The following is a 25577-nucleotide window of genomic DNA, read 5'->3' on the forward strand; positions in this document are numbered from 1 at the left end:
AACAGAACGTTAAACATTGTAAATTTTGCAATTCCATCGTAAAATGAGTAACATAAATTACCAAGAGAAATTCCAGGATCGCCATAATGGTCCTAGCGCTTCGCAAGTAGAGGAAATGTTGACTGTACTTGGCGTTAGCTCTTTAGAAGAACTTATTGAGCAAACAGTACCTGCGCAAATTCGTAAAAAAGAGCCTTTAAAGTTACCTGCAGCATTAAGTGAGGTGGCTTACCTTGAAAAGGTTGCTCAAATCGCCGAAAAAAATAAAGTATTCAAATCTTATATCGGTCAAGGATATTTCGATGTGATTTTACCAGGAGTGATCCAACGTAACGTATTCGAAAATCCAGGATGGTATACACAATACACGCCTTATCAAGCAGAGATCGCTCAAGGTCGTCTTCAAGCGTTATTGAACTTCCAAACGATGGTTTCTGACCTTACAGGATTAGAAGTTGCAAATGCTTCCCTACTAGATGAAGCGACGGCAGCTGCCGAAGCGATGTTTATGCTATATAGCACACGTAAAAACAAAGACGCTCATACTTTCTTAGTAACGCCAAACATCTATCCTCAAACATTAGACGTATTGCAAACTAGAGCGGTACCTTTTGGTGTTGAGATTCGTGTTGCAGATTTAACGGTAGATAACCTAGCCGACGATGTATTCGCTGCTTTTGTTCAATACCCTGCCGCTGACGGTTCTGTAGCAGATTATAAAGAGTTCACAGCGTTTGCACACGATAAAAACATTACGATCTGTGTTGCTACAGATTTAATGGCTTTAGCTCTTTTAACGCCTCCAGGCGAATGGGGAGCGGATGTAGTTGTGGGTAACTCTCAACGTTTCGGAGTACCAATGGGTTTTGGTGGTCCACACGCTGCGTTCTTCGCAACAAAAGACGCTTACAAACGTAATATTCCAGGTCGTATCATTGGTGTAACTTCAGACTCAAATGGAGAATACGCTTTACGTATGGCCCTTCAAACTCGTGAGCAACATATCCGTAGAGATAAAGCTTCTTCAAATATTTGTACTGCGCAAGCGCTATTAGCGATTATGGCGTCATTCTACGCGGTATATCATGGTCCTCAAGGAATCAAAAATATTGCTTTAAGAATCAACGACTTGACTAAACTTGCGGATAAAGCAATTCAAGCATTAGGATACAAACAAGTTAATACTTCATACTTCGACACCTTGCGTTTTGAAGTTGACAAAGAACTTAGCCCATTGAAGTCAGAAGCGTTGAATCAAGAGCTTAACTTCTATTATGCGGATAATACCGTAGGAATCTCTATTGACGAGACAACTACCTTAGCAGATATTGAAACAATCGTTAAAGTATTTGCGAAGATTAAAGGTAAATCAGTAAACGATGTTGACTTATCTGCATTCACAAATGAATTAGGAAACTCAATTCCTGAGGAATTGGAGCGCACTTCGGATTACCTAACGCATCCAGTATTCAATAGCTACCATTCGGAGAGTGAGATGTTACGTTACATCAAGTCTTTGGAGGCGAAGGATCTTTCATTATGTCATTCTATGATTCCACTTGGATCATGTACCATGAAATTGAATGCGACGACTGAAATGGTTCCTGTTACTTGGGCTCGTTTTGGTGGCTTACATCCATTTGCTCCAGTAGATCAAACAACGGGCTATATGCAGTTGATAAACGAGCTGAATGACTGGTTATGTGAGATTACTGGATTTGCTAAAATGTCTTTCCAACCGAACTCTGGTGCGCAAGGAGAGTATGCAGGTCTGATGGTAATTCGCGCTTATCACCATAGTCGTGGCGATTTACACAGAGATATCTGTTTAATCCCTGCATCTGCACATGGTACTAACCCTGCGTCAGCTTCAATGGCTGGTTTAAAAGTGGTTGTTGTAAAATGTGATGAACGTGGAAATATCGACGTAGAAGATTTAAGAGCGAAGGCAACTGAACACGCAGCAAACCTAAACTCTTTAATGGTGACTTATCCATCAACACACGGTGTATTCGAAGAACCTATTGTTGAGATTTGTAATATTATTCACGAAAACGGTGGACAAGTATACATGGATGGCGCAAATATGAACGCTCAAGTAGGTTTAACCAGCCCAGGATATATTGGTGCTGACGTTTGTCACTTGAATTTACATAAAACGTTCTGTATTCCTCACGGTGGTGGTGGTCCAGGTATGGGGCCAATTGGTGTGGCATCACATTTAGTGCCTTTCCTTCCTAACCATGAAGTGATTGAAATATCAGGTGAAGAAGGTATTTCTGCAGTATCTGCAGCACCTTTCGGTTCGGCATCAATCTTAGTTATTTCTCACGCTTATATTGCAATGATGGGTGGAGAGGGATTAACGGATGCAACGAAAACAGCAATATTGAACGCAAATTATATTAAAGCACGTCTAGAGTCGCACTATCCTGTATTATATGCAGGAGCAAACGGCCGTTGTGCTCACGAAATGATTTTAGATTGTCGTGAGTTCAAGAACGTAGGTGTTGAAGTTGCCGATATCGCTAAACGTTTAATGGACTACGGTTTCCACGCTCCAACTGTATCTTTCCCTGTTGCTGGTACTTTGATGGTAGAGCCTACTGAATCTGAATCAAAAGCGGAATTAGATCGTTTCTGTGAAGCATTGATTGCTATTCGTCAAGAGATTGCAGCAGTAGAGAACGGAGAAGTTGATCAAAAAGACAATGTATTGAAACATGCTCCGCATACGGCACGTGTTGTAACGGCTGATGAGTGGGATAGACCTTACTCACGTCAAAAAGCAGCGTATCCTGTAGAGTATTTAAGAGTAAATAAATTCTGGCCTTCTGTAGGTCGTGTAAACGATTCACAAGGTGATAGAACATTAATCTGTTCATGCCCTCCAATCGAAGCTTACGCTGAAGCGTAAGGAAGATTAAGTCGGTTAATTCAGACAATAGTCATTTGACTTCGGTCAACCAAGCGCCTCCATTTGTGGGGCGCTTTTTATTTGTAATAGCAATAGGACTTTTGAATCTGTTCAGTGCACGTATTTTGCCCGCTATTTTTCTTTACCTGCCCCTCTATCTTTCCGGGTTTACATATACAGAGATAAATGCCCTATCCTATAGATTCTTAGGTAGGCTTTGTTTTATTGATTCGGTTTGGGTGGGTTTAGCTGCGATATGGAGATTGCAGAGTCTTATCGCAATTTCTTATCTTCGATTTAATAAAACCTAGAGCTATGAGCAGAATAAACCTATTACTTACAACGTTATTTTTATTGTTGACTGCAATGTCCACAGAGACATCCGCCCAGAAGAAACTATTTAAGTTTGGGGTAGAGAGAAGTTTTGAGGAGTCCATAATTAATGGTAAAAAGCAAGGAAAACCAATACAGTGGATTGATGTGAATACTTCCGACACCACATGGGTACCTAAAGGGAAGGTGTTAGTGAACAAAGGGAATCCAATTGGCGTCATTCGTTCTGAAAAAATGTATGAGAATTTTATCATCCATGTAGAGTGGCGACACTTAGAGAAAGGAGGGAATTCGGGAGTGTTTGTTTGGTCGGATGCGGTTCCTGGTAAGAATGACTTACCGTTGGGGATGGAAGTTCAGATGCTGGAGTTAGATTGGGTAAATCAACATACCAAGGATGGTGTTGTTCCTCCGATTGCTTACGTGCATGGTGAATTATTTGGTGCTGGCGGAATGACCGCTTCTCCGGATAATCCCCGTGGCGAACGGAGTAAGTCTCTTGAAAATCGCTGTCTGGGAGTTGGAGAGTGGAATAAGTATACGGTCGTTTGTATCGACGGTACGGTAAAGTTGGCGATAAATGGTAAATTTGTGAACAGTATCCGACTTGCTTCAAAGCGAAAAGGGTATGTTTGCTTAGAAGCCGAGGGGGCGCTAATGGAGTTCCGGAATTTTCAATTAATTGAATTGGAACCCGGGATAGTTAGACCCGAATTTGTTGTCGATGCACTTTAGATTGCATTTAACAATCAGTACATAAATGAATAAATAATGATTAAAAACGTATTTCTGTATTTTGTAATTGTCGTATTAGCGACTTCATGTGCTGGTGGAAAATATGCCGCTTCTGAGAAAGTATACAAAAAGAAGGCTCAGGAATTTGCAGAGGTTTATAAAGAAGCTCCAGTGGAGGGGCAGCTCGCAAAAATTGCTGCAGATCAAAAGGAATGGATTGCATCAACGAACTTTGGAATGAGGAAACCTAATTATGTAATGATTCATCATACTGCACAAGCTTCCTTAGATCAAACGGTTAAGACATTTCATAATCAGAAAGTAGGGGTAAGCTCACATTATGTGATCGGTCGCGATGGAAAGATTGTACAGATGGTTAATGATTATTTCAGAGCGCATCATGCTGGTGCTGGAAGATGGGGGAATGATACAGATTTAAATTCTTCTTCGATTGGTATTGAACTTGACAACAATGGAACAACCGATCCATGGCCAGATAGTCAAATCCAATCTTTGGTAAAGCTTTTACAATACTTAAAAACATCCTATAATATCCCTCAAGGGAATTTTATAGGCCATATGGACTACGCACCATCTCGTAAGAATGACCCGTCTAGATTTCCGTGGAAGATATTAGCGGATCAAGGATTTGGATACTGGTATGATCAGCCACTTGAGGAAGTGCCCGCAAATTTTGATGTGAAAGTCGCGTTAAAAATTATAGGCTTTGATGTGAAAAACCTAGATGCTGCAATTAAAGGGTTTAAATACCACTATATTCAAGAGAACCCGAATGTAGCGACACTGAACGAACAAGATATGCGTATTTTATATGCGATTTTTAAGAAATATCTAGATTAGAAACCTTGAATTTATAATAGCGTATTTTGATGTCTTTCAAAGGGGAAAGATAACTTCAAGAACAAAAGAAAGAGCTTTATCATCACGATAAAGCTCTTTCTTGTATTTAGCGATTCCGCATATATGTTAAATCTCTTTTACGAATTTCTCATCGTAGTTCTCGATATCGATAATGTATTTGTTTTGAATAAGGAAGTCGAATAACGGCTTTGCTTCTTCCGAGACCGGCATATTTTTCGTTGTAACGATTTGCTCCTTCTTTTTGTCGAGATATGGGTAAGCATAAAGTTTTACGTTTTTGCTGAACATGCCCGAGATATAAGATAGCAGCTCGTTGGTATAGTTTTCCTTGTTGTAGTTATGTGTATTGAATATATTCTTCAAGTTGAATACGTTGGTTGCAATACCGACATGTCTTGGTTTGAAGCTTTGAACAAATTCTGCGAGGTGATTGTTACGGCGAAAGTTAGATACTAAAATGTTATTTCCTGTGGAACATAAGTATTCAGCACGTTCTGCGAAATAATTTAAATCCTCATCGGTGATATTAGAGTTTTCATCTAATACATTACCCATAAGTACTTCGATTAAAACAACCGTGTTTTCTGCTGTAGCACCAGTATTCTTGCGGAATTCTTCTACGGCTAAGTTGAATAGGTCAAAGTTTGGGTTTGACTTCTGACGATACTTAGTGCGGAGAATAATGATATTCTTCTTATAAAGATAATCTTTGATTTGTGCTGCTTTCGCATCAGGTTTAAATATGGCGGCTTTTGCGAAACCTTTAGCGATTAAATACAAGTTTAATAAGCGTTCATTTGCCTTTTCAAAGATAGGTCCTGACACTTTCACTAAATCGATCTCTACGGAACCAATTGATAGGTTGTCGACTAATGACTCAATCATGGTTTGCGGGTTTTCCGCATAATAATACGCTGCAAAAACAAGATTAACACCTAAGATTCCCAACACCTTTGTTTGTAATCGGTTGTCACTATCTAAGAGGCGAACGTGAATTACAATATCATTTGTAGGTCCATCGACTTCATGTTGGAATCGGATACCGATCCACCCATGTGGTTCATTGGATTTCGTGAAATTTAGCGTAGTTACCGTATCTGCAAAAGCAAAGAATTTCTTGCTGTCGTATTTTTCTCCTTGTAAACGTTCTTTTAATAAATCGAATTCATGATCTAGCATTTTGTTCAAGCGCGTGCGGCTAACATAGCGACCTGATTCTTCAACACCGTAAATTGCATCAGAAAAAGCCATATCATAGGCAGATATCGTTTTTGCAATCGTTCCAGAAGCTGCACCCGCTTCAAAGAAATTACGAGCTACTTCTTGCCCTGCACCAATCTCGGCGAACGTTCCGTAAATATCAGGGTTAAGGTTGATTTTTAGCGCTTTTCGCTTTGTTTCATAAATTTCTCTAGCCATACGGCAAAGGTAACAAAATAGCGTTGAATATTGCGATATGGAGGGCTAAGAAAGAATAAAGTTAGGTTTATATTATAATAAACCTAACTTCTTAAAACTGTAGAATAGGGCAGAGCTGTGCAATGCCTGTCCGATTTTATTTTCAAATAGGAATGTCTTCGCTTCTTCAATATCCATCTCCACGACTTCGATATCTTCTGATGCATCAAGTTCTTGTTCCTGTATTTTTACTCCGTCGCGTAGAATATAAGTGTATGTTGGATTCCCGGAAGTAGCAGGATTAGCATAGAGTTTACAAACATATTCCAGAGAACCGAAAGCATAGCCCGTTTCTTCCAATAGCTCGCGTCGAGCAGCTACTTCTGGATCTTCACCATCTTCAACCACCCCAGCAGGTAATTCTACGAGGATCTCTCCTGCGCCATGACGATATTGACGAACAAAGAGAATTTTGTTCGTTTTCGTAATAGCAACCATATTCACCCATTGAGGGTATTCTAAGACGTAGTATTCGTCTTTTATATTGCCGTTAGGCATTTCTAGCCGATCTACTCTTAACGTCGCCCAAGGGCGTTGTATGATGTATTTAGAGTCTAATACTTTCCACTTTTCCATTTAGTCTTTGATTATATCCGCCATCATGACGTCAACTTTATCATCTAAACGGTTTGAGACTTGTCCATAATCTGTAGAGAAGGATAACTTCTCTTTCACTGAACAATAGAACTTAATCTTTGGTTCTGTTCCCGAAGGACGCGCAGAGATTACATCACCATCGATCGTGATGAACTGAAGAACATCAGATTTCGGTAAATCAATTTTCGATTTCTTACCCGTTTTCATGTCAGTTGTTTCGCTCAGTTGATAATCGCGAACCTCAACGACTTCAATATCACCTAAAGACTTTGGAAGGTTTGCACGCAGATCAGCCATCATTTGTTTGATCTCATCCGCTCCCGCCTTACCTTTTTTAGTTAAAGAGATAAGTTTCTCTTTGTAGAATCCGTACTTTAAATATAATTCAATCAATACATCATAGAGCGATTTCCCTTGACTCTTAAAGTAAGCGGTCATCTCAGCAATAAAAGCACAAGAATTTACGGCGTCTTTATCTCGAACCAGGTCACCAACTAAATAACCATAGCTTTCCTCTCCGCCAACAAGGTAATTTTCCTTGCCAAGCAAATTGGTCATTACTTCTCCGATGTATTTAAACCCGGTTAAAGTTTCGTAGTATTTAACCTGATGTGCATCCGCTATCGCGGCGAATAAATTCGAGGTTACAATTGTTTTTACGATGTAGTCATTAGGTTTAAGTTGTCCTAATGCTTTTTTTGATGATAGCACATAGTAGCTTAATAAACTACCAATTTGATTGCCATTGATGAGTTGGAAAGTTCCCGATGGAGTCTTGATTGCCACTCCAACGCGGTCGGCATCTGGGTCTGTTGCCATGACTACATCAGCGTCAATATCTTGACCTTTTTGCTTTGCTTTTGCCATAGCCTCTTCTTCCTCTGGATTAGGATAGATGACCGTTGGGAAATTACCATTTGGCTCCGCTTGCTCATCAACAATAGTGACTTGTTCGAATCCCCAAGCTTTTAATATTTTTGGTACAACTGTGATACCTGTTCCATGAATTGGCGAATAGACAATCTTTAGGTCTTTTTGCGCCTGTACAGCTTCTGGATGGATCGAAAGCTTGGTATTAGCGGCAATGTAGATATCGTCAAAATCCTCTCCCACGAGCGTAATGTTTCGCTCGTCGCGATCAAATTTGATTTCATTCACTGACTGTATGGCATTCACCTCGGAAATTACATTTTTGTCATGAGGAGCAACCAGTTGTCCTCCATCATTCCAGTAAGCTTTATAACCGTTGTATTCTTTCGGGTTGTGAGAAGCCGTAAGCATGACACCGCCCTGGCAGTGGAAATGACGAACAGCAAAGGATAATACTGGAGTAGGACGTAATTCTTTGAAAAGATAAACATGAATACCATTCGCAGAAAACACATCGGCAACAAGATTTCCGAATGCCTGTGAATTATTTCGACTGTCGTAAGAAACGGCGACTTTAATATCCTCTCCTGGGAATTGCTTAATCAAATAGTTAGCTAATCCTTGTGTCGCTTTGCCAATCGTGTATTTGTTCATACGGTTCGAACCGACACCCATAATACCCCTTAAGCCCCCTGTACCAAATTCTAACTCCTTGTAGAAAGAGTCTAATAATTCTGTCTCTTCATTGTTGTCGACCAGTTGTTGCACCTCAGCAACCGTTGCTAGGTCGTATTCGTTCGTCAACCATTGGTTGATTCTCGATTGTGTTTCTTTATCTAAATTGCCCATAAGGTCTTAATAAATAGTGTTCTTTTTTATGCGTCGCAGCCGCCGTAAGCGCGGTCAAGTAAAGTGACATACCAGCTGTTTCCGAATTTCTTGACGTGGAAAATTAAACTTTCTTCGTCTTGCGCTAAGATAACGCGGTAACTGCCATTTTCCAACTCTTGAATACGTTTTTTATTCGTTTCGTCGTGTTTTGTCGGCTCAAACTCTTCTTCAAATTTTAAAATAGTCTGTAGAAGTTGTGTTTGACTATTTGAAGTCGTATCACAGAAGAAGCCTACTTTATCCCATTTCATAGTCCCACAATCATATTCAGGTAGCTTTTCGAACGTTAAAACCTGATCATTTTGTAGGGGAGGATAGGCGTAATATTCCGGTACAGGCTTTTTGAAATCGAACGTGTCAAGTAAAGAAAACGTGTCTGCAGCTCCCGGACGGTAAATAATTGCAATACCTTCCTCAGGATGGATTAATGCATTGATTTTCTCATTGTCTTGGCTTATATAAGCCCGAACAAAGCGAGTGATTACTTCAGAAATTTGCTGAACTTCTTCTGGTTGATCGATTGCTTCACGCTGTGTAGTATCGAGTTTTTCTTCCGTCTTTTTATTGCTGTTATTACAAGCAGTAAATAGCAGCACGCATACAAAAAAGTATGCTAGGCATTTTCTAATCATTATTTGCTGTTTTTCCGTATTGTTTCTTCTATTGCATCCCACATTTCTGGCTGTATGGCTTCTAATCCACTTAATTGACCGGCACCTTGGAGCCATTCACCTCCATCAATGGTAATGATTTCCCCATTAATATAGGCGGCATAATCCGATACCAAAAAAGCTGCCAAGTTCGCCAATTCCTGATGATCTCCAACACGTTTCAATGGGACACGATTCTTAAAGTCAAATTTTGCAGCTAAGTCGCCCGGTAATAACCTATCCCAAGCGCCTTTTGTAGGGAAGGGACCTGGAGCTATCGCATTATGTCGAATGCCATATTTTCCCCATTCAACAGCCAACGATCGCGTGAGCGTCAAGACACCACCTTTTGCTACAGCAGACGGAACCACATAGCCCGATCCGGTGAATGCATAAGTCGTAATAATATTCAAAACATTGGCCTGCTGTTTCTTTTCGATCCAATTTTTGCCAAACTCTAGCGTACAATTAACCGTACCTTTTAAAACGATATCAATAATCGTTGAAAAGGCGTTCGCCGATAGACGCTCGGTTGGGGAGATAAAATTTCCCGCTGCATTGTTCAGAAGAACGTCGACTTGTCCAAAAGCTTTCTCTGCTTGGATACGGAGGTTCGAAACTTCTTCCGGATTGCGAATATCACAGGCTATAGGTAGAACCTGATTGCCTGTTTTCCCTGAAATCTCAGTCGCGGCTTCTTCTAATACCGACAATTTTCTGCTGCTGATAACTAAATTAGCACCAAGTTCCGAGAAATAGGTGGCCATAGCTTTGCCTAAGCCTGTACCGCCCCCAGTAACGACGATAGTTTTGCCTTTTAAGGCATCTTTCTGTAAAGCTCCTTGTACTGCCATATTATTTCTTTGTCAAGTTGTCGATTATAGTCTGTAGTATTGAACGTGTGCTTGGTGCCCACCATTGTTTAAGCACTTGCTCAATGGCTTGTTCTTTCGTTTTTTGGATATTTTGCAATAGATCTCGACGAATATTCAACTTGGTAGCAGCCCATGCATTCTTTTCGAATTGCATGTAATGCTTTGCTCTTCTTCCTGCCGCAGTTTGTATGCGATCGAAAGGAACGAGTTCATCTACTAAGCCAACTTCTAACGCCGCTTGAGGAGATAGTAATTTTCCCTCCAGTAGGAAACGATGTGCAGTTCCTTTGCCAATCCAGAAGCTGTAAAGTTCGAAGATGCTAGAAGGCACAATGATGCCCACAGGAACCTCATTAAGGCCGATTATAAACTCTCCTTCAGCCATCACCCGATAGTCACAGCAGATCGACAATACGCAGCCTCCAGCAGGACTATGGCCTGTAATTGCAGCAATGCTAGGTTTAGGGAATGCGGCTAATTGGTGCAGAAGGTCTATAAACTTTTCCCAGAATAAGCGTATTTGATTTTCGTCATATTGAAATAACGTTATTAAATCAAGACCAGAAGTGAAGAACCCTTCTTTTCCTTGCAAGACGATTGCTTCTACGCTTGGATTATCCTGTTGTTGTTGAATCGTCGTAGCGAGCTCCTCAATCATTTCTAGATGCATGGCATTTGATCGGCCACGATCTAATTGGATGTAACATATATGATCTGTTACTTGTGTCTTTAAGTATGAACTCATAAGGACGGATTTAGAACATTAATAAGGGTAATTTACAGAAAATATTATCATTTCACATCAAAGTCGGTGACCCTTCTATACAAATTTCCCTTTAAATCAATGCCTTCCAAAGTAATACGATATGTTCCCGCCTCATCTGAAGTGTAGAAGTCAAAATGTGCTTTTCCATCCTTCGTTGTAATGATATTGGGCTCCCAATGTATGGTCGTTCTCAGATCACGCTGAAAGCCAGACGTAGAATTTGGCTCATAAACGGGTTTATAAAACTCCTTAACAAGCGATAGGCCCTGGGGTTGTGCAACAAGCATACCTGTTGGTTTCGAATTCGTAGCAAATCCACCGCCTCGTTTTGTGGTAATAATGAGCACGCCATTACCGCCGTACATACCGTAAACGGATGTATAAGACACACTTTTAAGGACTTCGACACTTTCGACGTCCTGAGCAGAAATCATAGATAGCATATCCGCTTCCGTGTACATTCCATCGACAATAATCTGCATCGGAGAATCATTCCCTCGAGTCATATAAGGTTTCCCATTTCTAAATATAACGCCGAAAAGCCGACCATTAAGACAAGCTTCTAAGTTTGGGCATGAAGATAACTCTTCAGCCGTAATTACTTGATCAGCATTTCCCGGACGATTTAGATTGCTAGAGTGTTCGGCTGCCTTTGGTCTTACCGCTCGAACAATGACTTCTTCGATTTGAATAGTTTTATCCATCAATCCTTTTTTCTCGAGCTCCGTGTAGAATTCACTATTAGCAAGTAGCTCATTTTTGAAAAGACTATTTATGCTGTTATTCAACAATGGGCCGTTACGCTCTTGATTAATCTCTGCTGGGGGGGTATTCACTAAACTTAAGTCTATGTTTTTTTTGTCTTTTTGATCCCGAGCAGAAACAATAAACTTAATACTATCCGGGAAGATTAGGTTGTTAAACTCGAAATAACCGTTTTCATTCGCTACAGTATCAATAAACTCCATGTAATTATTGGTGGATATCAACTGTATTTTTGCATTCGGAACGGGAGCTTTTCTTCCTATTTTTCTAGCAAATCCTGCTAAATTGATAGCTTTCTCTGCTTGGAATTTTGGCTTCTTGTCTAGCGAGTCTAAATTTTTCCAAGCGATTTTTCGCCAACCTTGAGTTAATAACAAACGGTCTAAATCCTCGGTCTTATAGCTGCCGTCGGCATTAAAATAAAATGAAGGACGCTCAATATATCCCTTCACATCTGCCTGTAACAATAAGCTGCTCAGTATATTAATTCCCTCTTCAGAACTTGTGCCTATATGGCTCAGGTTCACAACGGAGGCGGATAATGCTGCGGTTGTTAAACTATCTACAGTCGTACCCAAAATAATGTCGCTCGAGACTTTAGATCGCTTGCTATAACTATTTTTATCTAACGTAACTTGGAGTGTCGTTTTATAGGATTTGTTATTAAAATAGGCCCTTTCCGCCACAGGTGTCAGCATATGATCTAAAATACTGATCGTGATTACGCCTGTTGGGAGATCCTTCTGTTCTTTGATAAATGTTAGGTTTTTCTTAGTTGCTAATTGTTTTGCGATATAGAATACCTTTCCAAGGTGTTGATAAATGATGTAAATATCTTTTCCATTCAAATGATCTTCAGTGAGGTTTACCTGCGTATAGATCTTGTTAAAATTCGTAGCGACAAGCATATTGTAACCACTCTTTGCTCCCGTTGGTAAGGCTACGGTTTTTGTGCTTCCATCATTAAATTTTACCTCTGCTCGATATGTTGTGTTATCCGAAAGAAAGACAGTTGTCGCTGCCATTCCTAACTCATTGCTTTTCACGCGTCCCGCAGTATCATTGCTGTTTGTAATAATGTTTACGGTTGCTGGGATTCCCCTGCCTTGTGGATTAGTTGCCTTAAAGGCGATTTTATTAAGTTCATTGGAAAGGTAGTTCCCGCCCTCAGGAAAAAACTGCACGTCGTTTTCGGAAAAGAATGATTTTCCGTTAATGTATTTCTTTATCGTTCTGCGGTCGGGTTTCTTTATGCTAAGTAATATGCCTTTTCCACGATTCTTATTGTCGACTTTAATTAGTATTTCGCCGTTTTCATTTAAAGTTGCTCTCCCTTTGTCGACAGGTTTATTTTGATCAAAAATGTCGTAGCGAACGGCTGTTTTGGGGAGGAGTGAACCGTCCGTATTGTTCACCTTTATTTGATAGTATTGGATACCATCCATGCTTACCAAGCTGACGTTTGTAAAAAGCTCATCGGTCCTCATGTTACCAATTTCGATTACTTTCTCGAAAAAATAGTATGAGCTGTCGTTCCGCATCCAGTTCGTATAAGCTCTCAATCGATACGATCCTTCCACTAATGTGTCTGTCAGCTCGATATCCCCAGAACTTAGCCCGCTAATATTAGCGTGGAGTCTGGATGCGATGATCGATCCTTTTGGATCAATGAGGTCAATATGTACTAGGTTGGAAAGTGTCGAGAGTTGATTTTCGATGTCAATAACCGTATAAGCCTTATACCAAATGGTTTCCCCCGCGCTATATAAATTTCGATCGGTGTGTACATGGATCTTTTCTTGGGGATGGTTTGAAGCATAATCAAATAGTTGCTCTTGTAGTTTATTTATATCTTGAGCGAAGGTTATATGGATTTGTAATGATAGCAAAACCACGGTGAACAAATAGAGGAGACGCTTCATAATTCTAGTCAGTAAAATCATTATAATGATACGAAAAAATGATAAGAAATTATAAAAGATGCGATGATAGGATGATATTTACATTTGCTTCAATATCTTTGCGATATGAATATTCTTATTATCGGCTCTGGAGGTAGAGAGTCTGCCTTTGCCTATAAAATCTCTAAAAGTCCTAAACTATCAAAATTATTTATCGCACCTGGAAATGCCGGTACTGGACAGTACGGCGAGAACGTGGCGTTGAAAGTAACTGATTTCAAGGGTATTGGTGAGTTTTCACTTGCCAACAATATCGAAATGATTGTTGTTGGACCAGAGGAACCATTGGTTAAGGGTATTCATGATTATTTCCTTGCAGACGAACAGTTGAAGCATATCGCAGTGGTAGGCCCTCAAGCAGAAGGTGCTCAACTAGAGGGGTCTAAAGACTTCTCTAAAGAGTTTATGATTCGCCACCAAGTACCAACAGCGGCATTTCGTTCATTCGACAAGTCTAATCTAGAAGAAGGATTAGCTTATTTGGATACGCAGAAGCTCCCAATTGTATTAAAAGCAGATGGATTGGCGGCAGGTAAAGGCGTATTGATTTGCGAGTCCTATGAAGACGCAAAAGCAGAGCTAAAAGCAATGATTAGTGACGCGAAGTTTGGTGAAGCTAGTCAAGTTGTTGTCGTTGAAGAGTTTTTAAAAGGTATTGAACTATCCGTATTCGTATTAACAGATGGAGAGAACTATAAAGTTTTACCGTCTGCAAAAGATTATAAGCGTATCGGAGAAGGAGATACAGGATTAAACACAGGTGGTATGGGGTCGGTTTCTCCCGTTCCATTCGCTGACCAGGTATTCCTTGACAAAGTAGAAGAAAGAATTATCAAACCAACTGTAGATGGTTTGAAAAAAGATAATATCCCTTATAAAGGCTTTATTTTTATCGGATTAATGAATGTGGATGGCGAGCCTTTTGTTATTGAGTACAATGTTCGTATGGGCGATCCAGAGACAGAATCTGTATTAGTTCGTATTGACTCTGACTTAGTTGATCTTTTGGAAGGTGTCGCGCAAGGTAACTTAGCTGATCGTTCTTATACCGTAAGTCCAAAAACTGCAGCTACTGTAGTTATCGTTTCTGGAGGATACCCGGGAGACTATGAGAATGGGAAGGTAATTAGTAATATGGAAAACGTAAAAGAGTCCATAGTTTTCCATGCAGGTACGAAGCAAGTCGGAGCAAATGTCGTAACAGCTGGAGGTCGTGTTTTGGCAATTACCGCATTGGAAGAGGATCTGTTTTCTGCACTTCAACAAGCTACCGCCGATGCGGGAAGAGTGTTTTTTGAAGGGAAATACTTTAGAACTGACATCGGATTCGATTTGATATAAAAAATAATATTTTCAAATCCAATGAGTTATACGTTTGCTTTAAAAAATATTTTGGCTAAATAGATAAAGAGGCTATATTTGCATCACCAAAGCAAAAGGGCCCGTTCGTCTAGGGGTTAGGACGCAAGATTTTCATTCTTGAAACAGGGGTTCGATTCCCCTACGGGCTACCAGATCGAAGATCAAAAAACACAAAAGCTTGCAACTTTAACGTTTGCAGGCTTTTTTGTTTTACGGCAGGTCAAAATGTTCAGAAATTGGATCAAGCTGAATTCTTGGGGGGAGTGTTAAAAATTTCTTAGTTTAGCGTCTTTAATACAAATATCCCTTGCAAGAAGCCGAACGTAAATTACTATCCTTATTGATGCCCGAAGGGCTTTTGGAATACTTCCAGATTTTAGAAGTCGATCAGGTCGACAATCAACTCCATATTTACTTAGATGAACTTAATATTGCTCCGACAGGCTATGAGCACAGCAAGTTGGAGTCAAAGGGTTTTATGCCTTCTACTGAAATTTCAGACTTTCCCATTCGAGGCCAGAAAGTTACGCTACATATCCGCCGTCGTCGATGGACGGTACTGGATACCGGAGATATCATCACAAGAGATTGGAACCTAGTGCGTGAGGGCGCTCGAATGACTACGGAATTCGGGCTTTTTTTAAAGAAGATATTTGGATAGCTACCCTGTAAGCGCCCAATTGGTAGGTCTGTTCTTCCAGATGGACGGCAAACAACTACAGGATCAATACAAGAACCACCTCAGTGATTTCCATGATTGGGACCAAAAGCCTCATGCCGAGAGCTGGACATTGTTCCCTGAAAACATATCGGAACACCTGAGCATTGATGAGACCAGCTTCAGCAACGGTGAATTATATACCATTGTTAGCAGTAAATCGGCAAAAGGGCGTAAAGGAACGATTTTAGCAACTATAAAGGGTACCAAGGCTGAGGATATCATGGCTGTTCTCGAGCGAATACCCTTGCGCTCGAGGAATAAGGTAAAGGAGGTGACCATGGATATGGCTCCCAACATGGCCAAGGCAATCCGTAGATGTTTCAGAAATGCCAGACGTGTGGTCGATCGGTTCCATGTCCAAAAGTTAGCTTACGATGCCGTGCAGGAACTCCGTATCAAGTATCGTTGGGAAGTCTTGGATGCAGAAAGCAAGAAAATAATGGAATCACGAAAGCGAGGGATCCCGTATGAACCGGAATTGTTGCCAAATGGTGATACGCTCAAACAGCTGTTGGCTAGATCCAGACACCTATTGTTCAAGCATCCAAGCCGATGGTCGGAAAGCCAGAAACATCGTGCTGAATTATTATTCCTGCGGTTCCCCAAGCTAAAACAGGCTTATGATCTTGGAATTGCCTTAGGGGACATCTTCAACAAATGCAAGGACAAAAAGGTAGCATTTACCAAGCTAGGCCTATGGCACAATCAGGTTGAGAATGCGGGTATTGCTTCCTTTGAGAGCGTGGCAAAATCCATTGCAGCGCATCATCAATACATCCTACACTACTTCGACAATAGAAGTGCCAATGCTTCCGCAGAATCCTTCAATGCAAAACTCAAAGCTTTCAGAAGCGTCTTCCGTGGCGTAAGGGACACAACATTCTTCCTGTACAGAGTGATGAAATTGTATGCTTAAAAATCTTTACCCCCCAAACTTTCGGTATGATCCCAAACTTTTAGTGAGTCATTCAGTGAGTCATTAAATTTGATTGAAGCACTCACTGAAGCGAATTCAATTCGCTGATTTTCAACATGTTCTATAGATTGACATCTTGATGTGTTTTTGCTGCAAGGCTAATTTTGTTACACGTTTAAATGTTAAGTCATGAGTACAAATTATTCCTTGCTCTTCTACTTGAAGAAACCAAAGAATTATGTGAATGGAGCTAAGCCCATTTACATGAGAATTACGATCGATGGATCAGTATGTGAAATCTCCACAGGAAAGAGTTGTGACCCAAGTCGGTGGAATTCCAAAGCAAATCGATCTAAAGGCAATACTGAGGAGGTCAAGACTTTAAACAGTTATCTGGAAATGTTGAATCTGAAAGTTGCTGCTCTCCACCTTGAAATCTTGAAATTAGGAGAAATACCTACCATTGAACTCCTTAAATTAAAAATTACAGGGAAGGCAGAAAACCAAAAGACATTATTGTCGGTTCTAAGAGATCATAATCTTAAAATGGATTCCTTGCTTGGCAATGGTTTTAGGGAAAATACCTTAAAAGGTTACAGGACGACCCATTCACATTTAGAAAGCTATATAGCAAAGGAATTTTCTGCTTCCGATGTTGAACTCCATAAAATTGACCATTCATTTATAGTTGGGTATGAATACTATCTTCGAACTGAAAAAGCATGCTCTGATATTTCAGCTGCTAAATACATGAAGCATCTAAGAAAGATTATTAATCTAAGTCTAGCGCATGAATGGATTACGTCAAATCCTTTCAAGTTTTATAAGACAAATGCTAAGCCTAAGGAGAAATCCTACCTGAACAGAGACGAATTAACACGAATCGTAAACAAAAAGCTGGAGATTCTAAGGCTCCAACATGTCAGGGACATATTTGTGTTCTGCTGTTATACGGGACTTTCCTATGCGGATGTATCAAAATTAACCAAACGCAATATTGAGGTCGGTATTGATAATAGATTTTGGATAAAGATCAACAGACAAAAGACAAATACACTTTCATCTATTCCTATTCTTCCAAAGGCACTTGAAATCCTAAAGTTATATCGAGATTATCCTCCAAGTAAATCTAACGGACAATTATTGCCCATATTGAGCAATCAGAAAATGAATAGCTACCTCAAAGAAATAGCAGATCTGTGTGGAATAACAAAAGAGCTAACCTTTCATATTGCAAGACATACGTTCGCAACCACAGTGACACTTTCAAATGGGGTACCGATTGAAACGGTTTCTAAGATGCTCGGCCATCTTGACATACGCACAACCCAGCATTACGCGAAATTACTGGATAATAGAATCAGTAAGGATATGGAAGAGTTAGTAACGAAACTGGGTATTGATTTCTAATGTATATAAAATTGATAATTAGTAATTCTAGATTATATTTTCAATATCGGAAATGCACAATATTTAAACGCGTGACAATCAATATGTTTCTATTTGAATTTTCCTTTCTAAAATAGTGGTAATTTATGTGCGTTTGATATTTTGGAGTATTCCAAAATTCTTTACTTAGACACATTTCATTCAGATAATTAGTTTGATTTTACTAAGAATATTAACATTTTCATAAATTTTAATACTCAATAATTTGAGGAGAGTATATTGTTCTTTTCACGATTAGGATTCCACACCATGGTAACTGAGCTTGATATGTGTGTGTGATGACGATGAAAGAGCCAAATAAGAGGCAGAAGGGAATATCATGTGCTGTTTGAGCGAAAATATGATGCAAAGCCATTTGCGATGGAAATAATTCAAAAGGTTAAAAATTGAATATTAATTTAAACAGTTTCTAGATCTTACGCTTTGGAATAACACGATTTCCCTAACAAAATCCCTTTTTATCTCATAAAACATGAGAAACTAGTAATTCCAAAAGTAATCCATGTTCAAAAAGTTATTTTTTTACCTAATTAGATTTTTTTTGAATGCTATATATCATTTTGTAGATAAATTTCTATCAATTACATTTGATTAATAATCAATAAGTATCCACTAAATCTAAAAATAATGAAATAGAAAAAACTTAATCCAGAAAAACACCTAAAACAAACAAACACTTAATCCGCCTAATAAAAAAGGCGACCAAATTAACTATCAATTATTACTATCATGACTCAAAAAAAACGTGTTTTTTTGGGGGCAAAGTCCTTGTCGATGCTTGCGGTGTGCTTGTTGAGCTCCTCCCCGGAAGTGTTTGCAGAAAAAGGGAATTTTGCCTCTACAGTAGTTGTTGTACAGCAAAACACCATCACCGGATCTGTAAAAGATGATGCTGGAAATCCGATCGTTGGAGCAACAATATTAGTTAAGGGTACCACACGAGCAACAAGTAGCGATGCGAAGGGTGAATTTTCCATCAATGCCAATACAGGCGAAACCATCATTATTCGAAACTTAGGTTATTTAACACAAGAAATCACTGTATCCAATGCCGCAATCAATGTTACATTACTGACTGACAATGCAAATATTGATGAAGTTGTTGTTATTGGTTATGGCACTCAGAAAAGAGCAAACATTACTTCAGCAATTTCCACAGTGAATGGCGATGCACTAAAGAATGTTTCCCCGTCCAACCTTTCCAATGCAATTGCTGGCCGTGCTCCTGGCGTTAAAGTAACCGGAACCTCAGGATTAGCAGGGGCTAGTTCAAAGATCAGATTCAGGGGGAGCTTTGCAGAGCCTTTGTTTGTCATAGACGGTATTGTCCGTGATAAAGCTGCGTTTGATGCTTTAGAAGCAAATGAAGTAGACCAGATGTCCTTCCTGAAAGACGCAGGGGCAGCAGCAGTCTATGGAACACGTGCAGGAAATGGGGTTGTTATTGTGACCACCAAAAAAGGAACAGTAAAAACGCCTGAATTCAATTTCCAAAGCAATATTGCGGTAAGTAATCCGACCATGACACCATTAGCGGACCTTACGACAGCAACAGACGAACTTACTTACCAAAATAGGGTCGCTGAATTTCAAGGCTTGCCAAAACCAAATGGACAGGAAGAGTTTGATTACTTTAAAGACAAAAATTATAGCGTTAATGACGTAATATGGCGAAATCCAATCAGTAACCGACAGTCAATTTCCGTAGCTGGGGGAAGTGAAAAAATCACTTACTATAATTTATTAAGTTACAGGAATGAAAATGGGTCTTATCAATCAGTTGATCACCAGAAATTCAATTTAAGATCCAATGTTTCGGCAATTATTACGGATGCATTCAGTGTGGATGTTAATATTTCAGCCAATCAACAAAATTCCAATCGTTTCTATTGGCCGTTTAGCACATCATCTAATGACGACGACTTTGATGTATCTGATTTTTATCGTGTGACCTTCAACTGGCCAAAAATGTATCCTTTCTATCTAACGCAAGATGGAACTCCAAGTAATACACCAACTGCTTTCCCTGTACAAACCCCAATGGGTAGTTGGCAGGCATGGAACGTAATCGATCAAGTCATTGGTGATCGTTACATTGACCGTAAAGTTAGGCAAGTAAATCCAATCTTGTCGTTGAACTTAAAACTGGACAAATTGGTTCCTGGTCTATCAACAAAATTTGTGGGTAGTTATATCGGTGAAGATTATCTGAGAAAGCGCTATATGAGCTTCCAAAAGAACTATACTTTTACCTCATTGGATCCAGATGGCAATCCGTTTATTCCTGCCCCCCCTTCGGAAGACCGTATAAATATCTTTACTTTCAGTCAGCAAAATCCGTTTATGGATTACTATACGCAACGCAGATGGGAGTATCAGATGAACTTTTTCTTGAATTATGCTCAAACCTTTGGCAAGCACGACATTGGTGCAACCTTAGTATTTGAACAGGGAGAGAAGGGATTTACGAATATTACTTCAACCGCCCAAAGTCCAATTACGCCACTTGACCAAATGCATGTTTATCCAACGGACCGTAATTTTAGGGCAACTAATGGTTGGGAAGGAATAGACGCAAGACAATCGGTTATTGGCCGTTTTAATTATGCCTATGGAAGTAAATATCTTTTAGAGGGCTCCTTCCGCTATGATGGTGCCGCATTATTTCCAGAACAGGAACGCTTTGGTTTCTTCCCTTCAGTATCCGCTGCTTGGAGAATTTCAGAAGAGGAATTTTTTGCGGGTATAAAGGATAAAGTTTCTGATTTAAAACTTCGTTTTGCGTATGGAGCTACAGGAAACTACCTTGATGTCAATGGAAATGCGATCAACCCTTTTTCTTTTTCTGAGAAGTATGCAACGACAACAGGATTCATTTTCGGTGACCGTTACTACAATGGTTTGGCTTATGGATCGACTCCAAACCCAAATATTACTTGGACAAAATCGGAAAGTTACAATTTAGGGTTGGACTACGGTTTTATCAACAATAAATTGAATGGATCAATCGAGGTTTTCAAAAGAGCAGAGACACACATTTTAGGTCCGAGGACAGTTTTGTTACCAGACACTTATGGTAGATCTTTAGCCCCCGAAAACTATGCTGCAAGGAGTTATAAAGGAGGTGAGCTTTCTGTGAATTGGAATGACCGCATAGGAGAAGTAGCTTATGGTATTTCAGGAAATTTAGGCTATGCTGTCGATCAATGGGATGTATTTGATGAACCAGCGGCCTATGCAGCAGGAGGGTTAGAACATTTTAGATCTAGAATTGGCCAACCTGCAAACATGTTATTTGGTTTTAATTCCTTAGGAATTGTTAGAACCCAAGAACAACTTGATCAGTTACTTGCTTCAGGTTTCAAAACATATGGTAGAGATCCCTATTTGGGAATGATTTTATATGAAGATGTTCGCGGACAAGGTTATTCTGAAACTCCTGACGGTAAAGTCGACGGAAATGACGTAGTTCTGTTATCAACAAACAACTCCCCACGTTGGGACTATGGTTTGGGATTGAACGGTTCATGGAAAGGCATTTCGGTGAATGTGTTGTTTCAAGGTGTTTTTAAATATGATCGTATGATTTCAAACCAAGAGGGAGGTGGTATGCGTCAGCATGGTGGAACATTCCGTCCGTATTACCCAATTTGGGCTGGAGATGTTTGGACACCCGAAAATCCAAATGCACAATATCCAAGACCAGTTGGTTACAACTGGGCAGAATCAGGGACCGATCCATCCTCTTTTTGGATGCGTAGCGGGTCATTCTTCAGATTGAAAGATTTGAATGTTGCCTATCAGTTACCCACAAGTTTCACAGAAAAAATCAAAATGAACAGCATCAATGTATTCTTCAATGGCACAAACTTATTTGTCTTTTCGCCAATGACGGAGTTTCATGACCCCGAACAGCTGAATTATGACTCATACCCATTAATGAAGACATTTACATTTGGATTGGACATTAAATTTTAATCGGAATTAATCATGAAAAAGATATTAATAATAGCATTGGGACTTTCAGCTCTATTTTCCTCATGTAAGAATGTGCTGGATATAGAGGATTTACAGTCGCTGGATGAAGATAAAGTGTGGCAGGATCCTAACTTGGTTAATGCTTATATGGCTAACCTTTATACGGTATTCGGAAACTGGAGCTCAGGACAAGACTCCTACAGTGAGCAACTGGTAGGAATACCCTTTCAATTAAATACTATTGCACCAACAACTGGTGCTTTTAAGACCTGGAACTACACAAACATCAGAAAAATAAACACGGCTATCCAAAAGGTTCAAGAGAGCGCGAATTTAACCCAAGATATTAAGGACAGAACTTTAGGAGAAGCTTATTTCCTTAGAGCATTTGTGTATTTTGATATGCTGAAACAATATGGAGGTATTCCGTACATTACTGTTCCACAAAATGCAGAAACAGATGATTTAAATACGCCAAGAAACTCAACAAAAGAAACTTTCGATCTTTTGGTGAAAGATTTGGATGACGCTATCAAATTATTGCCAGAGACCATAGAAAAATCCTCTGCGAATTATGGGAGGATAGATGGAAACTTTGCTGCAGCTTTTAAAGCGAAAGTTCTATTGTATAAGGCATCCCCACAATTTAACCCCTCAAATCCATATAACAATGCATACTGGAATGAGGCACATACAGCTAATAAAATGGCTTATGATCAATTAAAAAAGAATAATTATAGCCTAACCGCTGACTATTCAAATATAACCTTAATTGAAAAAGGTCCCGAAGTAGTATTTGCTGTTATTAACGCATACCCAAACAAAGTTGGAAACTGGGACAATGGAGTTAGACCAGGATTTGAAAGCCGTGGTCCTGCAAGTTCTGTTCCTACCTGGGATTTTGTTAAAGAATTCCCTATGAAAGATGGAAAACTGTATACAGATGCATCAGGGAAATACCATAAATCAGATGAAGAATTCTTACAATCTTATTGGTTGAACAGAGATCCAAGATTTGATAAATCCATTGTTTGGAATGGGAAAATCTACGAAGTTTCTGGGAAGGCAGGAAAACGTCAATATACGTCGTTAGGAATTGCCGATGCATTAGATAACTTTGGCGTCAACCCAGCAGCCGGTATCAACTCGACTAATCAAGATCGCTACAGTGGCTTCTTTATTTTGAAGAACAGCAAATTATCTCTAAAACAAACGGAGGTAGAAACACAGTATGATGTTGATTTTGTGTTAATGCGTTTAGCTGAAGTTATGTTGAACTATGCTGAAACAGCAAATGAAACGGGAGATTTTACAACAGCCCTAGACATGCTTGTTCAATTAAGGAAACGTGCAGGCATTGAAGCGGGAACTGATGGGAAATACGGAATCTCAGCAAATTCTCGTGACCAAATGCGTGAAGCTATTCTAGCAGAAAGAAACATCGAATTATGTTTTGAAGGACATCGTTTCTGGGATTTAAGAAGGAGCCGAAAACTAAACCTACTAGATAAATCAACAAAACACGGTGTTGAAGCTGTAGCCATCAATTCCAATGGTACAGAAATGGATATAAAACAAGCTGCTGAATTAGCTAAGACATATCAACTTAAAGAGGCAAATTTTAAATACAGTGTCTTACAGGTTCCCAAAAATGGAGTAAAGGTCATGGAAGTTCCTAATACCTATTATTTCTTCCCAATAGGTCAGTCAATTATTGATCGTAACCCTAAAATTTTGCAGAACAAAGATTGGGGTGGAGACTTCAATCCTACCATGGAATAGAATAAATACAGATAAACTCAAATTTTAACACCTCTAGAAATTTAATTTCTGGAGGTGTTTTTTTATCCGGTTAATAGGCGATAGAATCTAACTGAAATTCATTTCCTTCCAATTAGCTATAGACGACACGAGGGCGGCCCTTGCTTATACATGAATACTTTTCGCTGTTAATGCTTTTGATGAGTCCTTTACAGTAGGACATCGTTATTCTGCTCAAGATTATAACTTTAGATAAAGAGAACTTGTAGCTAAAGGGCTTGGCCACCTTCCTCATGCACAGTCTTGGGACAGGTAATAGAACGTTTTTAAGCCAATCAAATGAAACCCATTGAAGAAGATAAAGAACTATAGCAATTCCTCGCCCTATTGGACGTGATTAGGGTGGGCAAGATGCGTGAAAAAGTCGTATCAGAAAAAGGGTTGAACTAACAATTAGTGTAATGTTAAGAGCCTTTTCTGAAAAAAGTGGAGTTATAATCTTAATGGAGTTTGAATAAATAAAAATGCCTTTGTCATTGACCAAGACATTTTTTATTTTGACTATGTATCGTCCTATTATAGGTTTACTCTGTGCAAGTCTTATCAATCTATTGACTGCTGTGAAATAATCATTATAACTTTAGTACTTATTAATCAAAGTAAAAATTTTCAGTTGTGCATTCGAGTCTTTTTTCTACACTAATCGTACTCATTAGTATGGTCCGTTATGTACTTATTAAGATAGTTTGTTGTGACATTTAGCATATTGGAAATAGAAGTGGTATTAAAAACAAAAAAATTGAAACTATTATTGGCTAGGATTGTTCTATGTCCGAAACAACAATTAAAAATCAACAATAGGTAGTGCGCTGGACTCCCACTAACAGTTATGTGAGTCAGGAGTTTAGTGTGTGCAAATGGAGATGTTTTTTCATTCAAGAAGCATAACCTTTTTCTTTTTATGTGATTTTTGTATGATCGATTTGGAGGATATTATTGGCCGCGATTCGGAGATGATTTTTCTAGGAGAAATTGCTATACGCACAGTAGTTATGTTTTTGCTGATTCTTACCATCCTCCGTTTGTCCGGCAGGCGCGGTGTTCGCCAGCTGACAGTTTTTGAAGTTGCCATTATCATTAGTCTAGGTTCTGCAGCTGGTGATCCCATGTTTCAGAGCGATATACCAATTGTATATGCTGTCATCGTCTTTACATGCGTGATCCTGGTTTATAAATTGGTGACTTGGCTCGCATCTCGCTCTCAAAAAGTAACCTATCTGTTGGAAGGAAAGGTATTGCAAGTGGTACAAGACGGCATGTTTGATATTAAACATGAAAATGATAGTGAATTTTCAAAAATGGAGTTCTTCTCCGAACTCCGAAACTTGAATGTGGAGCATCTTGGACAGGTGCGCGAAGGCGTGTTGGAAATCGATGGGACACTGAGTGTACTTTTTTATGCTGATGAAGAAGTGCGATACGGCCTTCCGTTGTTCCCCTCAAGCTATATAAAAGTTGATATTGCCAACAGTGAGGGCCCTTTCGCCTGCATGTATTGTGGAGTTGTCGAACACGAATTAAACAAAGCATTGCCACAATGCAGGCGTTGTGGCAAGGACAATTGGACCATAGCTATTAATATCCAGAGGTACAGTTAATAGGACGTATCATAGGTGTTTGTACGTAATGT

At 39.5% G+C, this 25577-nt stretch carries 17 protein-coding genes and 1 tRNA gene; 11 read left to right on the plus strand and 7 right to left on the minus strand.

Annotation, left to right across the window (positions count from 1 at the left end):
• Positions 1-43: 43 nt before the first annotated feature.
• The 3 genes from gcvP to GFH32_RS00235 all read left to right on the plus strand — a co-directional run bounded on the left by gcvP (position 44) and on the right by GFH32_RS00235 (position 4846).
• Entirely contained in the window at positions 44-2917 is a 2874-nt protein-coding gene (gene gcvP / locus GFH32_RS00225) for an aminomethyl-transferring glycine dehydrogenase (RefSeq protein WP_153509170.1), read from the plus strand.
• 315 nt (positions 2918-3232) lie between these two features.
• Positions 3233-3985 (plus strand): 3-keto-disaccharide hydrolase, encoded by a 753-nt coding sequence (locus tag GFH32_RS00230; protein ID WP_228384173.1) that lies wholly within the window; start codon positions 3233-3235, stop codon positions 3983-3985.
• A 36-nt stretch (positions 3986-4021) separates the two neighbouring features.
• Complete coding sequence (locus GFH32_RS00235) at positions 4022-4846, plus strand: N-acetylmuramoyl-L-alanine amidase (RefSeq protein ID WP_153509171.1); 825 nt, start codon at positions 4022-4024, stop codon at positions 4844-4846.
• A 126-nt stretch (positions 4847-4972) separates the two neighbouring features.
• Here GFH32_RS00235 and GFH32_RS00240 read toward each other — a convergent pair whose 3' ends face one another.
• The 7 genes from GFH32_RS00240 to GFH32_RS00270 form a co-directional block, all read right to left on the minus strand.
• Positions 4973-6286: a nicotinamide mononucleotide adenylyltransferase gene (locus GFH32_RS00240; RefSeq protein ID WP_153509172.1), complete on the minus strand. Its 1314-nt coding sequence runs from the start codon at positions 6284-6286 to the stop codon at positions 4973-4975.
• 72 nt (positions 6287-6358) lie between these two features.
• Positions 6359-6901 (minus strand): NUDIX hydrolase, encoded by a 543-nt coding sequence (locus GFH32_RS00245; protein ID WP_153509173.1) that lies wholly within the window; start codon positions 6899-6901, stop codon positions 6359-6361.
• Positions 6902-8641, minus strand: coding sequence for a phospho-sugar mutase (locus GFH32_RS00250; RefSeq protein WP_153509174.1), 1740 nt, complete (start codon positions 8639-8641; stop codon positions 6902-6904).
• Positions 8642-8667: 26 nt separating this feature from the next.
• Positions 8668-9315, minus strand: coding sequence for a hypothetical protein (locus GFH32_RS00255; RefSeq protein WP_153509175.1), 648 nt, complete (start codon positions 9313-9315; stop codon positions 8668-8670).
• Complete coding sequence (locus tag GFH32_RS00260) at positions 9315-10187, minus strand: SDR family oxidoreductase (protein ID WP_153509176.1); 873 nt, start codon at positions 10185-10187, stop codon at positions 9315-9317. Before GFH32_RS00260 ends, GFH32_RS00255 begins: the two co-directional genes overlap by 1 nt.
• Position 10188: 1 nt before the next feature.
• Positions 10189-10953, minus strand: coding sequence for an enoyl-CoA hydratase/isomerase family protein (locus GFH32_RS00265; RefSeq protein WP_153509177.1), 765 nt, complete (start codon positions 10951-10953; stop codon positions 10189-10191).
• 47 nt (positions 10954-11000) lie between these two features.
• Positions 11001-13661 carry an MG2 domain-containing protein gene (locus GFH32_RS00270; RefSeq protein WP_160366848.1) on the minus strand — a complete coding sequence of 887 codons (2661 nt, stop codon included), beginning with the start codon at positions 13659-13661 and terminating at the stop codon, positions 11001-11003.
• 105 nt (positions 13662-13766) lie between these two features.
• Here GFH32_RS00270 and purD point away from each other — a divergent pair, with 105 nt between their 5' ends.
• From purD to GFH32_RS00310, 8 genes are all read left to right on the plus strand, one after another.
• Positions 13767-15041 (plus strand): phosphoribosylamine--glycine ligase, encoded by a 1275-nt coding sequence (purD, locus tag GFH32_RS00275; protein ID WP_153509179.1) that lies wholly within the window; start codon positions 13767-13769, stop codon positions 15039-15041.
• A gap of 98 nt (positions 15042-15139) precedes the next feature.
• Positions 15140-15214 (plus strand) — tRNA-Glu (locus tag GFH32_RS00280).
• A gap of 155 nt (positions 15215-15369) precedes the next feature.
• Positions 15370-15723 (plus strand): ISAon1 family transposase N-terminal region protein, encoded by a 354-nt coding sequence (locus GFH32_RS00285; protein ID WP_153509180.1) that lies wholly within the window; start codon positions 15370-15372, stop codon positions 15721-15723.
• Between the two features lie 40 nt (positions 15724-15763).
• Positions 15764-16699, plus strand: a complete 936-nt coding sequence (locus tag GFH32_RS00290) for an ISAon1 family transposase (RefSeq protein WP_153509181.1) — start codon at positions 15764-15766, stop codon at positions 16697-16699.
• Positions 16700-16888: 189 nt separating this feature from the next.
• Entirely contained in the window at positions 16889-18109 is a 1221-nt protein-coding gene (locus tag GFH32_RS00295; protein WP_153509182.1) for a site-specific integrase, read from the plus strand.
• Between the two features lie 768 nt (positions 18110-18877).
• On the plus strand, positions 18878-22126 hold the full coding sequence (locus tag GFH32_RS00300) for a SusC/RagA family TonB-linked outer membrane protein (RefSeq protein WP_194285655.1): 3249 nt from the start codon (positions 18878-18880) through the stop codon (positions 22124-22126).
• 12 nt (positions 22127-22138) lie between these two features.
• Positions 22139-23908 (plus strand): RagB/SusD family nutrient uptake outer membrane protein, encoded by a 1770-nt coding sequence (locus GFH32_RS00305; RefSeq protein ID WP_153509183.1) that lies wholly within the window; start codon positions 22139-22141, stop codon positions 23906-23908.
• 953 nt (positions 23909-24861) lie between these two features.
• Entirely contained in the window at positions 24862-25545 is a 684-nt protein-coding gene (locus GFH32_RS00310) for a DUF421 domain-containing protein (RefSeq protein WP_153512962.1), read from the plus strand.
• Positions 25546-25577 lie beyond the last annotated feature (32 nt).

This window comes from Sphingobacteruim zhuxiongii (genome assembly GCF_009557615.1).
GTDB lineage: Bacteria > Bacteroidota > Bacteroidia > Sphingobacteriales > Sphingobacteriaceae > Sphingobacterium > Sphingobacterium zhuxiongii.

Bases quoted from the DNA above. Each gene is read 5' to 3' on its own strand.
- GFH32_RS00255 (WP_153509175.1), bottom strand. From the start codon at position 9,315: ATGATTAGAAAATGCCTAGCATACTTTTTTGTATGCGTGCTGCTATTT.
- GFH32_RS00250 (WP_153509174.1), bottom strand. From the start codon at position 8,641: ATGGGCAATTTAGATAAAGAAACACAATCGAGAATCAACCAATGGTTG.
- purD (WP_153509179.1), top strand. From the start codon at position 13,767: ATGAATATTCTTATTATCGGCTCTGGAGGTAGAGAGTCTGCCTTTGCC.
- GFH32_RS00260 (WP_153509176.1), bottom strand. From the start codon at position 10,187: ATGGCAGTACAAGGAGCTTTACAGAAAGATGCCTTAAAAGGCAAAACT.
- GFH32_RS00245 (WP_153509173.1), bottom strand. From the start codon at position 6,901: ATGGAAAAGTGGAAAGTATTAGACTCTAAATACATCATACAACGCCCT.
- GFH32_RS00290 (WP_153509181.1), top strand. From the start codon at position 15,764: ATGGACGGCAAACAACTACAGGATCAATACAAGAACCACCTCAGTGAT.
- GFH32_RS00305 (WP_153509183.1), top strand. From the start codon at position 22,139: ATGAAAAAGATATTAATAATAGCATTGGGACTTTCAGCTCTATTTTCC.
- GFH32_RS00265 (WP_153509177.1), bottom strand. From the start codon at position 10,953: ATGAGTTCATACTTAAAGACACAAGTAACAGATCATATATGTTACATC.
- GFH32_RS00240 (WP_153509172.1), bottom strand. From the start codon at position 6,286: ATGGCTAGAGAAATTTATGAAACAAAGCGAAAAGCGCTAAAAATCAAC.
- GFH32_RS00270 (WP_160366848.1), bottom strand. From the start codon at position 13,661: ATGAAGCGTCTCCTCTATTTGTTCACCGTGGTTTTGCTATCATTACAA.
- GFH32_RS00235 (WP_153509171.1), top strand. From the start codon at position 4,022: ATGATTAAAAACGTATTTCTGTATTTTGTAATTGTCGTATTAGCGACT.
- GFH32_RS00230 (WP_228384173.1), top strand. From the start codon at position 3,233: ATGAGCAGAATAAACCTATTACTTACAACGTTATTTTTATTGTTGACT.
- GFH32_RS00300 (WP_194285655.1), top strand. From the start codon at position 18,878: ATGACTCAAAAAAAACGTGTTTTTTTGGGGGCAAAGTCCTTGTCGATG.
- gcvP (WP_153509170.1), top strand. From the start codon at position 44: ATGAGTAACATAAATTACCAAGAGAAATTCCAGGATCGCCATAATGGT.
- GFH32_RS00295 (WP_153509182.1), top strand. From the start codon at position 16,889: ATGAGTACAAATTATTCCTTGCTCTTCTACTTGAAGAAACCAAAGAAT.
- GFH32_RS00310 (WP_153512962.1), top strand. From the start codon at position 24,862: ATGATCGATTTGGAGGATATTATTGGCCGCGATTCGGAGATGATTTTT.